The organism is Streptomyces griseoflavus (assembly GCF_014649995.1).
Lineage (GTDB): Bacteria > Actinomycetota > Actinomycetes > Streptomycetales > Streptomycetaceae > Streptomyces > Streptomyces griseoflavus.
Map to the genome: position 1 here is coordinate 1 of NZ_BMUC01000028.1, position 13,186 is coordinate 13,186.

Genomic DNA, 13,186 nt, shown 5'->3' on the forward strand with positions numbered 1-13,186 from the left:
AAATGATCTTCTCAGCCCTGGGAAGCCTCCGTGGAACGTCCCCGTTTTCCCAGCTCAGACCCACCCGTGAACGGCCCACTGCACAGTTGGAAGCCCCCGCTGAGAAATCAGCGGGGGCTTCCTTGCGTGCTCCGTCCTGTGCGTGGCGTGCCTCACATGGGCGTCAAGGGTGGTCCGTGGCGCCTCCGGGGTGAGCCGGGCCCCGTTCGGAGGGCGCCGGGCCGTTCCCCGTCTGCCTCCTGGTGCTGCCGACGTGTCAGAACCGTTCTACCGTCTGACCGTCCGGAACCTTGTAGCATCCGGACACGACTTCGATGCTCAGCTTCGGCGGATTGTTCTTGGACCTCTGGGTGATCTTGACCCCCGTCTTGTTCTCGTCATTGTCGGCAATCAGTGTCGTGTTCTTGTTCTTGCTGTTGTCGGAACCGAACTCGACGATCTTCCAACCGTTCTTCGGTAGTTCCGACCTGAGTCTTTCCATGGCCACCTCGAGATCGCTCTCCGCGGCCGGATAGAAGCTCCATGGGTGGAAGACCGAAAAATGCGTATCCGCATCCTTTTCTGAGCATTCTGTAACTCCCGGGCGGCTGTCGGACGCCCTCCCCTTGACGCCGATCAGGTCGTAAATACTGCTGGACACCCCTTCCGCCGCGTCAGAGGCGTCGCGCGAGGTGCGGGTGCCCGCGAAGGGGGACTCCTGGGACTCTTTGTCAGTCATGCTGCATCCGGTGAGTGCGGTGATGAAAAACGGAGCGGCGAGCGTGAAAGCGCTCAATCGTCTTCTCACTTGAGGTCCTACTTTGTCGGGGTGGGCGGCATACTATTTGACGTGCGTCCATGGCTTGGGCGGTGGAATCAAGGACACCTCGTCCCCTTTCCCGACGACGATCAGAGCTTGGTTCTCCAGAATCTGTCTGTTCTTGTCCCAGTAACCGCTGTGCCCTTCGCTGTCAACGGTCATCTGGTTGGCCCCGAACCCGGGATCACTGGGAATGATGAAGCCGTCCCCACCGTGACCCCAGCGGCCGATGTCCGGAACCACGTCTCCGTCGGCCTCCGCGTTCCACACGTGACCCTTGGGCACATCGAGTTCGTCTGCACGGGACACCTTGACTCCAGGGCTGCCTGCGAGGATGACGTCGTCGGCGTCGAGACGACCTGTCTCGGCCGCGGCACCGACGAGGGTCGTGCCGTACGAGTGGGCGATCACAGTGGTGTGCGAGGGAGCGTCACCGGCGCGTGACGCGTCGAGTCCGTCCATGAAGTTGCGAAAAGCCGGCGCGCCGTCATACGCGTAGTGCTCAAACGGAGCGTCCTTTTCCACGGTGTCAGGCGCGTCGTAGCCCAGCCAGGTAATGGTGGACACGGATCCGCCGTCGGCTTCGTCGGTGGCCTTGCGCCAGACGTCCACCATGCGAGCGATGTTCCCACCGACGCCTTTCAGGTCCGACCCGGTTCCGGGAACATACACTGCCGTGTGATCCGCGGTGTCGGGATTTCCGTTGGCTACGATGGCGCGTCCGTCGTTCTCTGCGCTGAAGTCCAGCAGGTACGCTTCAGGCAACCCGTTTGTCCCGGTTGTGTCGAAGCGATGCTGAATTGCCTTCATGCCGTCGAGTGACCTGTCGAGCTGCTCGTACCGGTCGCCGTGTTTACTGTTCCACTCGATCCACTCATCGGTGTAGACCTTGGTCGGGTAGCCTCCGGCCACGACCCAGGTCCATTTGTTGCCTGGTGGCTGAATCGAGTTGAATTCCATCTGCATCGTGCCTCGAGTGGTGTCGAACACGATGCGGTTGGCTTCGTCCCTGACGGACGCGGGCAGCCCGTCCAGCCCGCCCATCAGGCCGGGACGGGCAGACACCCACGCGGCTTGCTCCTCCGCGCTGAGTTTCTTCCACCACTCCGCGTTCTGCTCTGGGGTGCCGTCCTTCGGCGGTTGGGGGAGGGAGTTGAGGTACTCCCCGCCGACCGCGCGTACCCCTGCCGTGTCCGAGGACGTGTCCGCCCAGTCCTCGGCGGAGACGGTGAGGTCGTCGTCCGCCTTCAGAGCGCGGAGCTTCGGGGCCCACTTCTCGTCGGCTTCGGTGGCGTCCTTGAGGGCGCTGGCGATGAGGTCGGCGCAGTCCTGGGCGAGGCGGTGGTGGGGGTTGGGGTCGAAGCCGGCGGCCTGGCGGCCGACCGCGGAGGCCGTGGCGTCCGTGAGGCCGGTGACCGTGCCGCCCGGAGGGGTCTTGCCGTCCTCGGACTTCTCCCCACCCGCCGGGTAGGTGACCGAGCCGTCGGGGTTCACGGTGAGACCCGCGGTCCCGGCGTGGGCCAGCGCGGTGTCGAGTTTCCTCTTGGCCGCTTCCAGCTCGTACGAGAACGCTTCGAGAGCGGTGCCGATGAGGCCGCACTGGGTCTGGATGTAGTGGAAGTTCTGGCCGAGGTGGGCGACTTGCTTGCTCGCCTCCGTGGCGGCATCACCCTTGAGGTCGGTCCGCAGGGCCACGGCGATCCGGTTCTCGATGTCGTCCCTGGCCGCGCTCGCCATCTTCGCGGCAACGCGGTAGCCGTCGGCTGCCTCGGAGTACTCGGCCGGCTTGAGTGCTGTGAGCGTCGCGAGATCCATGGGAGGGCGTCATCGTCCCTTCGTCCGGCCGCCGACGGCCGGCGTGTCCGCGTACATCGCGTCCAGCGTGTTGATCCGGGCCGTGATCGACTGTTCCGTCTCGGACTGGTCGTTGCCCGCCTTCACCAGGAGGCCGGCCAGCTTCCCGCAGCGCCCGCCGACCTCGGTGAGGTAGGTCTCCCAGGAGACGTGGATGTCCTTCTGGGCCGCGGCGGTCAGGCAGCCGGACGGGCTGCCGAGGCCCGTCTGGCCGTCCTTCAGCTTCGCCGTCGCCTTGCTGATGTCCGTACGCAGCGCGCCGATGTCCCCGCCGGCCTTCGTCCAGGCCGGCCGGTTCGAGAGGAGGTGGGGTGCGCCGCCGCCCTGGTGGGCGGGAAGCTCGTGCAACGGGGCCGGCGCGGTGTGCCGTCCGGCTGCCGCGGCCTTCGACTGCTCCTATTCCTCCCACACCATGCGTGGTGCCTCCCCGTGCCGTGCGTCGCCGCACCGATGCGGGCGTGCGAGCGCTTTGTGTTCTGTTCGTCACAGAAGGTAGCGGAAGGTTGCGTTCTGTCTCATCCGTATCGGCCACCAGGGCGCTTGAGTACGTGTACTCAGATCTCGTCCGGGCGGTGCGCGGTACTCGGGTCGGGCGGGGTGCCGGCTGGGTGAACGTTGAGTGCCGGTGCTCATGATCGACGGGACCGCGCGTTCCTACCGTGGCCCGCATGGATACGGACTCGTCTCCCGGTCGGGCTCCCGGCAGGGAGCGCTCGGGGTGTTTCACCGGTTGCGCGGTCGCCGGTACGAGGACGGGCTGAAGGTCACCGTCGGCCCTCCGCGACGGGAGGCCGACGGGACGTACGGATTGACGGTCACCTATGAGAACGGTGCGTGAGGGCAAGCCCTGGGCGGACCCCGTTGGCCATGATCTGGACTGGCTGAACCGGCGGGAGTGTGATTCCGGTGAGATGCGCGAGGTTGCGATCCGGGTCAGGCCGAGCAGGCGGGGGGTTCCGGCCACGGTGGTCGTGGACTGGCCGTACGGCACGTCCCGGGACCTCGCGCACTGGCAGGTCGAGTTGGTCTGACCGGGGCCGCGGTCACAGGGGCTTCGCGTAGCAGCGGCTGTCCTCGTGGAAGCGGTAGTAGCCGAACTTCTCGCACGGTGCGTAGCCGCTGGAGGCGTACAGGGCGATGGCCTCCGGCTGCTGCGTGCCGGTTTCCAGGACCATGCGGACGCGGCCGGCCGCGCGGGCGTCGTCCTCCAGGGCGGCCAGGACGCGGCGGGCGAGACCCCGGCCGCGCATCTGCGCGATCACGTACATGCGCTTCAGCTCGGCGTCGCCGTCGAGGTTGCCCTCGCCGTTGGCGTTCTTCACGCGCCAGCCGCCGGAGGCCACGGGGACGCCGCCCTCGTCGTAGGCGATCAGGTAGACGCCGTTGGGGGGTGTGAAGTCCGCCGGGTGCATGGGGGTGGAGTCGCCGCCGTCGCCGTAGCGGGCGTGGTACTCGGCCTGGACTTCGGCGTCCAGCTTCACGGCGTCGGGGTGGTCGTAGGGGACCCGGCGGATATCCATGCCGAATACCGTAAAACATGCCCGGACGTGCGGTGTCGTATCGTGCCCTGGTGCTTACTGTGACCTCCGTCAATGTCAATGGACTGCGGGCCGCCGCCAAGAAGGGATTCGTGGAGTGGCTGGCCGGGACCTCCGCCGATGTGCTCTGTCTGCAGGAGGTGCGGGCGGAGGCGAAGCAGTTGCCGGAGCCGGTGCGGGAGCCCGGGGGGTGGCATGTCGTGCACGCGCCCGCCGCCGCGAAGGGCCGTGCGGGGGTGTCGCTGTACACCCGGCGTGAGCCGGACCGGGTGCGGGTGGGGTTCGGGTCGGCGGAGTTCGACGGCAGCGGCCGGTACGTGGAGGCCGACCTGCCGGGTGTGACCGTCGCCTCGCTGTATCTGCCCTCGGGGGAGGTCGGGACCGAGCGGCAGGACGAGAAGCTGCGGTTCATGGGCGAGTTCCTCGCCCACCTGAAGGGGCTGCGGGAGCGGGCCGCCGGCGAGGGGCGCGAGGTCGTGGTCTGCGGGGACTGGAACATCGCCCATGAGAAGGCCGACCTGAAGAACTGGCGGGGCAACACCAAGAACTCCGGGTTCCTGCCGGAGGAGCGGGAGTGGCTCTCCCGCGTGCTCGATCCGGGCGAGGGCGGGTACGTCGACGTCGTGCGGGCGCTGCACCCGGAGGTGGAGGGGCCGTACTCGTGGTGGTCCTACCGGGGGCGGGCCTTCGACAACGACACGGGGTGGAGGATCGACTACCAGATGGCGACGCCGGGGCTCGCGCGCCGGGCCGTCAAGGCGTACGTGGAGCGGGCCGCGACGCACGCCGAGCGGTGGTCGGACCACGCGCCGGTGACGGTGGTCTACGAGGGGGCGGCCGGCTGATCCGGCGCCGGTCGAGAAGCTCGGGTGCACCCGGCTTCCGGTCCCCGTCCACTGGGAGGCTGTGAGCCGGAGCCCCAGCCGGAGCCCCGGCCGGACCCGGGCGCAGGCCCGGGGGTGGGGCCCCCGGGTTCAGTCCTGCTTGCGCAGTCGCCGGTCCAGGGCCAGGGAGAGTTCCGCGTCGACCACGCTGCGGGCCAGCGGGCGCAGGCGGTGCAGGGCCTCCTCCGGGGCGTGGCGGAGGATCAGGCCGGCGAAGAGGTCGGCCATGACGTCGGCGTGGGTGCGGACCTCGGCGCCGGCGCGGAGCACCTCGGCGAGCGGGATGCCCTCGCGGACCAGTGCCGAGGAGACGTCCAGCAGGCGGCGGCTGATGTGGATGATCTCCTCGCCGTCGACCCCGAGGTAGCCGAGGTCCAGGGCGGCGGCCAGGTTCTCCGGGGTGACCTGACCGGAGAAGTGGTCGGCGAGCTGTTCGGGGGTGAGCCGGACCGGGGTCTCCTCGGTGGGGACGTCCATGCCGAGCAGTTCGCCGACGTCGCGGCCGTGGTCGAAGGCCTCGGCCAGCTCCGCTATGCCGTTCAGGGTGTGGCCGCGCTCCAGCAGTGCCGTGATCGTGCGCAGCCGGGCCAGGTGCTGGTCGTCGTACCAGGCGATGCGGCCCTCGCGGCGGGGTGGCGGGATCAGCTTGCGTTCGCGGTAGAAGCGCAGCGTGCGCACCGTGATGCCGGCCAGTTCGGCCAGCTCCTCCATGCGGTACTCGCGCCGCTCACCGGTTTCCGCGCTGTCGTCTGCCACGTGTGCAGCCTAGGGCGTACCGGCGGTAAGTTTCCTGCGCACGCCCCCTACCCATCAGTACGGCACTGCTCTACTCTCCCCATTGCGCCAGTGTTCACTGGCAGGGTTCTGAGCGATGCGTGGAGGCTTCGGGATGGCCGAGCACGAGCATGTACGGGTGGCGGTGGTCGGGTCGGGATTCGGCGGGCTCGGGGCCGCCGTGCGGCTGCGCCGCGAGGGGATCACCGACTTCGTCGTCCTGGAACGGGCGGGCAGCGTCGGCGGCACCTGGCGCGACAACAGCTATCCCGGCTGCGCGTGCGACGTGCCCTCGCACCTGTACTCGTTCTCCTTCGCGCCCAACCCGGACTGGCCCCGTTCCTTCTCCGGGCAGGAGCACATCCGCGCCTACCTCGAACACGTCACCGACGCCTTCGGTCTGCGCCCGCACATCCGCCTCGACTCGGAGGTGAAGCGGATGGTGTGGGACACCGAGCGGCTGCGCTGGGAGATCGAGACCAGCAGCGGGAACCTCAGCGCGGACGTCGTGGTCTCCGCCACCGGCCCGCTCTCCGAGCCCAAACTGCCGGACATTCCCGGCCTCGACACCTTCCCCGGCAAGGTGTTCCACTCCGCCCGGTGGGACCACGACTACGACCTGCGCGGCAAGCGGGTCGCCATGGTCGGCACCGGGGCGTCCGCGATCCAGATCGTGCCGGCCGTCCAGCCTCAGGTGTCCCGGCTGACCCTCTTCCAGCGCACGCCCGCCTGGGTCCTGCCCCGCGTCGACCGGCCCATCACCGCCGCCGAGCGGGCGCTGCACCGCACGCTGCCCTTCACCACCACGATGCGTCGCGGACTGCTGTGGGGCGTGCGGGAGCTGCAGGTCCAGGCGTTCACCAAGCACCCGGGCGAACTCGGCTTCGTCGAGCAGCTCGCCAAGCGCAACATGGGCCGCGCCATCAAGGACCCGGCCCTGCGCGCCAAGCTCACCCCGGACTACCGCATCGGCTGCAAGCGGATCCTGCTGTCGAGCACCTACTACCCGGCGCTCGCGCAGCCCAACGTGGACGTGGTCGCCAGTGGACTGCGCGAGGTGCGCGGGTCGACCGTCGTCGGCGCCGACGGCACCGAGGCCGAGGTCGACGCGATCGTGTTCGGCACCGGGTTCCACGTCACCGACATGCCCATCGCCGAGCGGGTCGTCGGCGCCGAGGGCAGGACCCTCGCCGAGGCCTGGGCGGGCGGGATGCAGGCGCTGCGCGGCGCGGCCGCCGCCGGCTTCCCCAACTGGATGACGATCATCGGTCCCAACACCGGCCTCGGGAACTCCTCCATGATCCTCATGATCGAGTCCCAGCTGAACTACCTGGCCGACTACCTGCGCCAGCTGGACGTCCTCGGTGGCCGCGTCGCCCTCGACGCCCGCCCCAGCGCCGTGCGCGCCTGGAACCACCGGGTGCAGGAGCGGATGAAGCGCACGGTGTGGAACACCGGCGGCTGCACCAGCTGGTACCTCGACGAGAGCGGGCGCAACACCACCATCTGGCCCGGGACGACCAGCGAGTTCCGGCGGGAGACACGGCGCGTGGACCTCTCCGAGTACGCCGTGCTGCGCGGCGTCCCCGCCGGACGGGACACCAGCCGGGAGAACACCGGGGTGACCGCGTGAGCCGCCTCACCCACGTCACCTCCGGACCGTACGCCCCGCCCGCCGCCGCCCGCGAGCTGACCGCCGTCTCCGCGGACGGCACCCGGCTGCACGTCGAGGTGCACGGACCCGAGGGGGCGCCCGCGGTCGTGCTCGCCCACGGCTGGACCTGCTCGACCGCCTTCTGGGCGGCACAGATCCGCGAACTGTCCGCCGATCACCGGGTCATCGCCTACGACCAGCGCGGCCACGGACGTACGCCCGCGAGTCCGGCCTGCACCACCGACACCCTCGCCGACGACCTGGAGGCCGTCCTCACCACCGCCCTCGCACCCGGGGAACGCGCGGTGATCGCCGGGCACTCCATGGGCGGCATGACCGTCATGGCCGCGTCCGGCCGGCCCGCCTTCGCCGCCCACGCCGCCGCCGTGCTCCTGTGCAGTACCGGCAGTTCGCGGCTGGTCGACGAGTCGACGGTGCTTCCGATGCCGCCGGGACGGGTACGGACCTGGCTGACGCGCCGGGTCCTCGGCTCGCGCGCCCCGCTCGGACCGGTCACGCCGATCGCCCGCCGCGTCCTCAAGTACGCGACGATGGGCCCGGCTTCGGCGCCGGACATGGTGGACGCCTGCGCGCACGTCGTGCACGCCTGCCCCCGCGCCGTGCGGCACGCCTGGTCGCACGTGCTCGGCACGCTCGACCTCGACGGAGGCGCACGGGAGCTGCGGGTGCCCGCCGAGATCGTCGTCGGGACCGCCGACCGGCTCACCCCGCCCGTGCACGCCCGGACGCTGGCGGCCGTGCTGCCGCAGTGTCTCGGCGTCACCGAACTGCCGGGCGTCGGCCACATGACGCCCGTCGAGGCGCCCGGCCCGGTCACCGGGCGGATCCGGGCCCTCGTCGCCGCCCACGTCACAGCCCACCAGCAGGTCACACCCGCCGAGGAGCGCGCATGAGCAGGGTCGGTCTCGAAGGGAAGGTCGCCGTCGTCACCGGGGCGGCGCGCGGCGTCGGGGAGTTGCTCGCCCGCAAGCTGTCCGCCCGCGGTGTGAGGGTGGCGCTGGTCGGGCTGGAGCCGGACGCGCTGAAGGACGTCTCCGCGCGGCTGCACAGCGACAGCGACCACTGGTACGCGGACGTCACCGACCACGAGGCGATGGCCCGGGTCGCCGCGGAGGTGAGGGAGCGGTTCGGCCGGGTCGACATCGTCGTCGCCAACGCCGGTGTGGCGACGGGCGGACCGTTCGCCGACTCCGATCCGGAGTCCTGGCGGCGGGTGATCGAGGTGAACCTGATCGGATCGGCGGTCACCGCACGGGCGTTCCTGCCGCTGCTCGCCGAGAGCCGCGGGTACCTGCTCCAGATCGCCTCGCTCGCCGCGATCACCCCGGCGCCGATGATGACGGCGTACTGCGCCTCCAAGTCCGGTGTGGAGGCGTACGCGCACAGCCTGCGGGCCGAAGTCGGGTACCAGGGCGTGAAGGTGGGCATCGGCTACCTGTCGTGGACCGACACCGACATGGTGCGCGGAGCCGACCAGGACGACGTCATGCGGGAGTTGCGGCAGCGGCTGCCGTGGCCGTCCAACAAGACCTATCCGCTGGGCCCCGCCGTGGACCGGCTGGTGGCGGGCATCGAGCGGCGGTCGGCCCATGTGTACGGGCAGTGGTGGCTGCGCGGGATGCAGGGGGTGCGCGGCTGTCTCCCCGCGGTCATCGGGACGGTGGGGCAACGGGAGATGCGGCGGTTCGCCGGCCGGCTCGACACCGTCCGCACGGGACTGGTCGGAGCGGGCGGCAACGCCGACGAGCGGCACCGCGCTACGGTACGTGACTGATCGACATGCGCAGGGTCACCACCCGTGTGAATCTGATCGGGCAAGTTCCCCCACGCACAACGGGAGTGAACCCACATGGGTATGAAGGACCAGTTCCAGGAGAAGTCCGAGCAGTTCCAGCAGCAGGCCAAGCAGCGTGCCCAGCAGGGCAAGGAGCAGCTGCAGAACCGCGGTCGCCGGCGCGACGAGGACATGGGCGACCAGAGTCGCCGGCGCGAGTCCGAGGAGCGCTTCGACCAGGACCACGAGGTCTGACGTCGCGCGCGGAAGCACGCGAGCGCGGAAGTGCCCGGGCATGCACGTGCCCGAGCACGGAAGCGCTGAAGCACTGAGCCGCATGGATGTGTGAAGCACTGAGCTGAGGCACTGAAGCGCAGGCGGAAGGGGTGCCCCTGGCGAAGGGGGCACCCCTTCTCATGTCACCGCCGTGTCCGTCCGCCTCATGTCCGCGGCGGCAGCCTGGGACGGGAGCGGTCGGGAACGTCCTTGTAGCCGGGCGGGGTTGCCGGAGGCTCGGCCTCCAACTGCTCCAGGGCGAGCCGGACCGCGTCGTCGAGGACCGCGTACCGGCCCTCGGCCCAGTCCAGCGGGGTGCGCAGGGCCTCCAGGTCCGGCTCCACGCCCTTGTTCTCCACGGACCAGCCGTAGGCGTCGAACCAGGCCGCGTTCATCGGCACCGTGATCACCGTGCCGTCCCCGAGCTGGTGCCGGCCGGTCATGCCGACCACACCGCCCCAGGTGCGCTGGCCCACCACCGGTCCCAGGCCGAGCAGTTTGAACGCGGCGGTGATCATGTCGCCGTCGGAGCTGGTCGCCTCGTCCGCCAGCGCCACGACCGGTCCGCGCGGCGCGTTGGAGGCGTACGAGACGGGCTGGGCGTTGCGGGTGAGGTCCCAGCCGATGATGGTCCGGGTCAGCTTCTCCACGACGAGTTCGCTGATGTGCCCGCCGGCGTTGCCGCGCACGTCCACGATCAGCGCGGGCCGGGACATCTCCATGCGCACGTCGCGGTTGAACTGGGCCCAGCCGGAGCCGCCCATGTCGGGAATGTGCAGGTAGCCGCACCGGCCGCCGCTCAACTCCCTGACCACCGCGCGGCGTTTGGCCACCCAGTCCTGGTAGCGCAGCGGGGTCTCGTCGATCAGGGGCACCACGGCGACCCGACGGGCGGGGCCGTCGCCGCCCGCCGGGAGGAAGGTCAGTTCCACGGTCGTGCCGCCGGCCCCGGCGAGCAGCGGGTAGGGGCCCGTGACGGGGTTCACCGGGCGGCCGTCGACGTGGGTGAGGACCGCGCCCTCGCGGATGCCGGAGCCGGCCAGCGGGGAGCGGGCCCGGGAGTCGGAGGAGTCGCCGGGCAGGATCCGCTTGACGGTCCAGCCCTCCTCGCGCGGTACCAGGTTGGCGCCGAGCAGGCCCTGGCGGCGCTGGTAGTGCGGGGGGCCCTCGTTGCGGCGGGCGGCGCTGACGTAGGCGTGGGAGGTGCCGAGTTCGCCGAGGACCTCGCGCAGCAGGTCGGCGAACTCGTCGGGGGTGGCGACCCGTTCGACCAGGGGGCGGTACTGGTCCAGCACCGCGTCCCAGTCGATGCCGCACATGTCCGGTTCCCAGAAGTAGGCGCGGATCAGCCGCCCGGCCTCCGCGTACGCCTGGCGCCACTCGGCCGCGGGGTCGGCCTCGTGCAGGATGCGGCGGGCGTCGATCCACACGGTGGAGTCGCTGTCGCCGGGCTCGGTGGCGGGCACCGCGCGCAGTTCGCCCTCGTCGACCACGACCAGCCGGGTGCCGTCGCCGCTGACCGCGAAGAAGTCCAGACCGGCGACGAGTTCGGACCTCTTCGCCTTGCCGATGGCGAAGTGCTCCAGGGCGGGCCGGCCGCTGGTGTCGTCGGGGTTGACGAAGGTCTCGCCGAGCGCGCCGGAGATGGGCCAGCGCAGCCACACCAGACCGCAGCCGGCGACCGGGTGCAGGCCCGAGTACTTGGAGGCGGCCACCGGGAAGGGCGTGACCCTGCTCTCCAGGCCCTCCGCCTCCACGGTCACCGTGCCGCCCTCGCCGCCCTCCTCGGCGTCCTCCCGCTCGACCGGGTCCAGGCCCCCGGCCGCGGGACGGCCCTCGGGGGTGAGGGCGAACGGGGAGGGCGTCGCCGACGACAGCGGCACCAGGTAGGGGCGGCAGCCCAGCGGGAAGGACAGGTCGCCGGTGTGCACGTCGTACACCGGGTCGAAGCCGCGCCAGGACAGGAAGGCGAGGTAGCGGCCGTCGCTGGTGAAGACAGGGTTCTCGTCCTCGAAGCGGCCGTTGGTGACGTCGAGGACCAGCCGGTCCCTGATCCGGGCGAGTTTGATCTGCCGCAGGGACCGCCCGATCACGGGGTGGGACCAGGCCAGCCAGGCGCCGTCGGGGGAGAAGGCGAGGTCGCGCACCGGTCCGTTGCCGGAGTGGATCAGCTCGACGACCTCCCCCTCCTGCCCGCTCGCGGTGGTGTCCGGGGCGTCTGCCCCGGTTCCGCCCCCGGCCTCGGGCTCGCCGGTGTCGACCAGCAGCAGCCGCCCGTCGTGGGCGGCGACCGCCAGCCGCTGCCCGTCCGGGTCGGCCGCCATCTCCAGCACCCGGCCCAGTTTCCCGGCGGCCAGCCGCCGGGGCGGGCGGCGGCCGGTGGCCCGGGGCAGGGAGGCGATCTCGACGGCGTCCTCGCCCTCGGCGTCGGTCACGTACGCCACCCGGCCGCCGGCGCCGAGCATCTCCGGCAGCCGGACCCGTACGCCCGGGGTGTCGGTGAGGGTGCGGGCGGGGCCGTCGCGGTGGGTGAGCCAGTACAGGCTGCCGCGGACGACGACGGCGCTCGCCCGGCCGGTGTCGTCGACGGAGAGGCCGTCCAGGTGCCGGGCGGCCGGCACCTGGTAGGGGCGTCGCCCCGCCCGCGGGCTGTGCAGCCGCACGTCGAGCCGGCGCGGCACCGAGCCGGCGGACAGGTCGTCCACGATCCACAGGTCCCCGGCGCACTGGTAGACGACCCGGGTGCCGTCGCTGGAGGCGTGCCGGGCGTAGAAGGCGTCGTGGTCGGTGTGGCGGCGCAGGTCGGAGCCGTCGTACGCGCACGAGTACAGGTTGCCGACGCCCTCGTGGTCGGAGAGGAAGGCGATCCGGCCACCGGCGAACACGGGGGAGTGCAGATGGCCGTCGAGGTCGTCCAGCAGCCGGTGCCCGTGCAACCACAGCCTGCCCGTGGCGCCGCCCCGGTAGCGCTTCCAGGAGGCCGGTTCGTGCGGCGGGGTGCCGGTGAGCAGCAGCGACCTGCGCTCCCCGGCGATGTCGGCGACCTGGATGTCGGAGACGGGCCCCCAGGGCAGTTTGCGGCCGGGGCTGCCGTCGCGGGCGAGCTTGTAGGCCCAGGTGAAGTACGAGAAGGGCTCGCCGTGGGAGGCGACGGCGAGGATCTCGGCCTGGCCGTCGTCGTCGGGGGGTGCCCAGCCGCAGACCCGGGTGTCGGAGCTGCCCCAGTAGGTGAGGCGCCGGCCCGGTCCGCCGTCCACCGGAACGAGGTGCACCTCCGGGTCGAGGCTGCGCCAGCTCGTGTAGGCGATGTGCCGGCCGTCGGGGGAGAAGCGGGGGTGACCGAGCTTGGTGCGGTCGACGGTGAGCCGCCAGGCGCGGCCGGGTCCGTCGAGCGGTGCCAGCCAGAGGTCGTCCTCGGCCACGAAGCACAGCAGGTCGTCCGTGAGGTGCGGCAGGCGCAGATAGGTCACTCTCCCCATGCTTTTCCGGGGAGCGGACCGCAGCAACTTATGCCGGACCGACAACCGTGACCCAGAACACGAACGAAACCGTTTCGTTTCGTTAGGGGCGTGGAGTACCTTGTCCCTGTACGAAACCGTGTCGTTCTCGACG

12 protein-coding genes are annotated in these 13,186 nt (G+C 70.8%); 6 read left to right on the top strand and 6 right to left on the bottom strand.

The features are described from left to right. Positions 1-256: 256 nt before the first annotated feature. From IE172_RS33305 to IE172_RS33315, 3 genes are read right to left on the bottom strand one after another with little or no spacing between them, the layout of a single operon-like run. Positions 257-775, bottom strand: coding sequence for a hypothetical protein (locus IE172_RS33305; RefSeq protein WP_229886709.1), 519 nt, complete (start codon positions 773-775; stop codon positions 257-259). Between the two features lie 45 nt (positions 776-820). Beyond that, positions 821-2,614 carry an alpha/beta hydrolase gene (locus tag IE172_RS33310; RefSeq protein ID WP_190101105.1) on the bottom strand — a complete coding sequence of 598 codons (1,794 nt, stop codon included), beginning with the start codon at positions 2,612-2,614 and terminating at the stop codon, positions 821-823. A gap of 9 nt (positions 2,615-2,623) precedes the next feature. Beyond that, on the bottom strand, positions 2,624-3,001 hold the full coding sequence (locus IE172_RS33315; protein WP_229886711.1) for a hypothetical protein: 378 nt from the start codon (positions 2,999-3,001) through the stop codon (positions 2,624-2,626). Between the two features lie 473 nt (positions 3,002-3,474). Here IE172_RS33315 and IE172_RS35025 point away from each other — a divergent pair, with 473 nt between their 5' ends. Further along, positions 3,475-3,684: a hypothetical protein gene (locus IE172_RS35025; RefSeq protein WP_229886713.1), complete on the top strand. Its 210-nt coding sequence runs from the start codon at positions 3,475-3,477 to the stop codon at positions 3,682-3,684. A 12-nt stretch (positions 3,685-3,696) separates the two neighbouring features. On the opposite strand, the gene IE172_RS33320 is transcribed toward IE172_RS35025, so the two are convergent. Continuing rightward, positions 3,697-4,173 carry a GNAT family N-acetyltransferase gene (locus IE172_RS33320; protein ID WP_190101106.1) on the bottom strand — a complete coding sequence of 159 codons (477 nt, stop codon included), beginning with the start codon at positions 4,171-4,173 and terminating at the stop codon, positions 3,697-3,699. 17 nt (positions 4,174-4,190) lie between these two features. Here IE172_RS33320 and IE172_RS33325 point away from each other — a divergent pair, with 17 nt between their 5' ends. Then, the gene (locus IE172_RS33325) at positions 4,191-5,036 is read left to right on the top strand and encodes an exodeoxyribonuclease III (protein ID WP_190101107.1); all 846 of its coding nucleotides are present in this window, start codon (positions 4,191-4,193) and stop codon (positions 5,034-5,036) included. Between the two features lie 129 nt (positions 5,037-5,165). Here the strand turns inward: IE172_RS33325 and IE172_RS33330 are convergent, their stop codons facing one another. Beyond that, positions 5,166-5,786 (bottom strand): MerR family transcriptional regulator, encoded by a 621-nt coding sequence (locus tag IE172_RS33330; protein WP_190101129.1) that lies wholly within the window; start codon positions 5,784-5,786, stop codon positions 5,166-5,168. 178 nt (positions 5,787-5,964) lie between these two features. On the opposite strand from IE172_RS33330, the gene IE172_RS33335 reads away from it, so the two are divergent. The 4 genes from IE172_RS33335 (at position 5,965) to IE172_RS33350 (ending at position 9,553) form a co-directional block, all read left to right on the top strand. Continuing rightward, the gene (locus tag IE172_RS33335; RefSeq protein ID WP_190101108.1) at positions 5,965-7,482 is read left to right on the top strand and encodes a flavin-containing monooxygenase; all 1,518 of its coding nucleotides are present in this window, start codon (positions 5,965-5,967) and stop codon (positions 7,480-7,482) included. Beyond that, the gene (locus IE172_RS33340) at positions 7,479-8,417 is read left to right on the top strand and encodes an alpha/beta fold hydrolase (protein ID WP_190101109.1); all 939 of its coding nucleotides are present in this window, start codon (positions 7,479-7,481) and stop codon (positions 8,415-8,417) included. Before IE172_RS33335 ends, IE172_RS33340 begins: the two co-directional genes overlap by 4 nt. After that, a complete protein-coding gene (locus IE172_RS33345; RefSeq protein WP_190101110.1) occupies positions 8,414-9,298 on the top strand; it encodes an SDR family oxidoreductase in 885 nt (294 codons plus the stop codon). The genes IE172_RS33340 and IE172_RS33345 overlap by 4 nt, the downstream gene beginning before the upstream one ends. A 75-nt stretch (positions 9,299-9,373) precedes the next feature. Next, on the top strand, positions 9,374-9,553 hold the full coding sequence (locus IE172_RS33350; protein WP_190101111.1) for a hypothetical protein: 180 nt from the start codon (positions 9,374-9,376) through the stop codon (positions 9,551-9,553). Positions 9,554-9,738: 185 nt separating this feature from the next. On the opposite strand, the gene IE172_RS33355 is transcribed toward IE172_RS33350, so the two are convergent. After that, positions 9,739-13,044, bottom strand: a complete 3,306-nt coding sequence (locus IE172_RS33355) for a S41 family peptidase (protein WP_190101112.1) — start codon at positions 13,042-13,044, stop codon at positions 9,739-9,741. Positions 13,045-13,186 lie beyond the last annotated feature (142 nt).

What these genes read in the sequence shown, in the direction of transcription:
- IE172_RS33310 (WP_190101105.1), bottom strand. Translation starts at nt 2,614, where the DNA reads ATGGATCTCGCGACGCTCACAGCACTCAAGCCGGCCGAGTACTCCGAG.
- IE172_RS35025 (WP_229886713.1), top strand. Translation starts at nt 3,475, where the DNA reads ATGAGAACGGTGCGTGAGGGCAAGCCCTGGGCGGACCCCGTTGGCCAT.
- IE172_RS33320 (WP_190101106.1), bottom strand. Translation starts at nt 4,173, where the DNA reads ATGGATATCCGCCGGGTCCCCTACGACCACCCCGACGCCGTGAAGCTG.
- IE172_RS33325 (WP_190101107.1), top strand. Translation starts at nt 4,191, where the DNA reads ATGCCCGGACGTGCGGTGTCGTATCGTGCCCTGGTGCTTACTGTGACC.
- IE172_RS33330 (WP_190101129.1), bottom strand. Translation starts at nt 5,786, where the DNA reads ATGGAGGAGCTGGCCGAACTGGCCGGCATCACGGTGCGCACGCTGCGC.
- IE172_RS33335 (WP_190101108.1), top strand. Translation starts at nt 5,965, where the DNA reads ATGGCCGAGCACGAGCATGTACGGGTGGCGGTGGTCGGGTCGGGATTC.
- IE172_RS33345 (WP_190101110.1), top strand. Translation starts at nt 8,414, where the DNA reads ATGAGCAGGGTCGGTCTCGAAGGGAAGGTCGCCGTCGTCACCGGGGCG.
- IE172_RS33350 (WP_190101111.1), top strand. Translation starts at nt 9,374, where the DNA reads ATGGGTATGAAGGACCAGTTCCAGGAGAAGTCCGAGCAGTTCCAGCAG.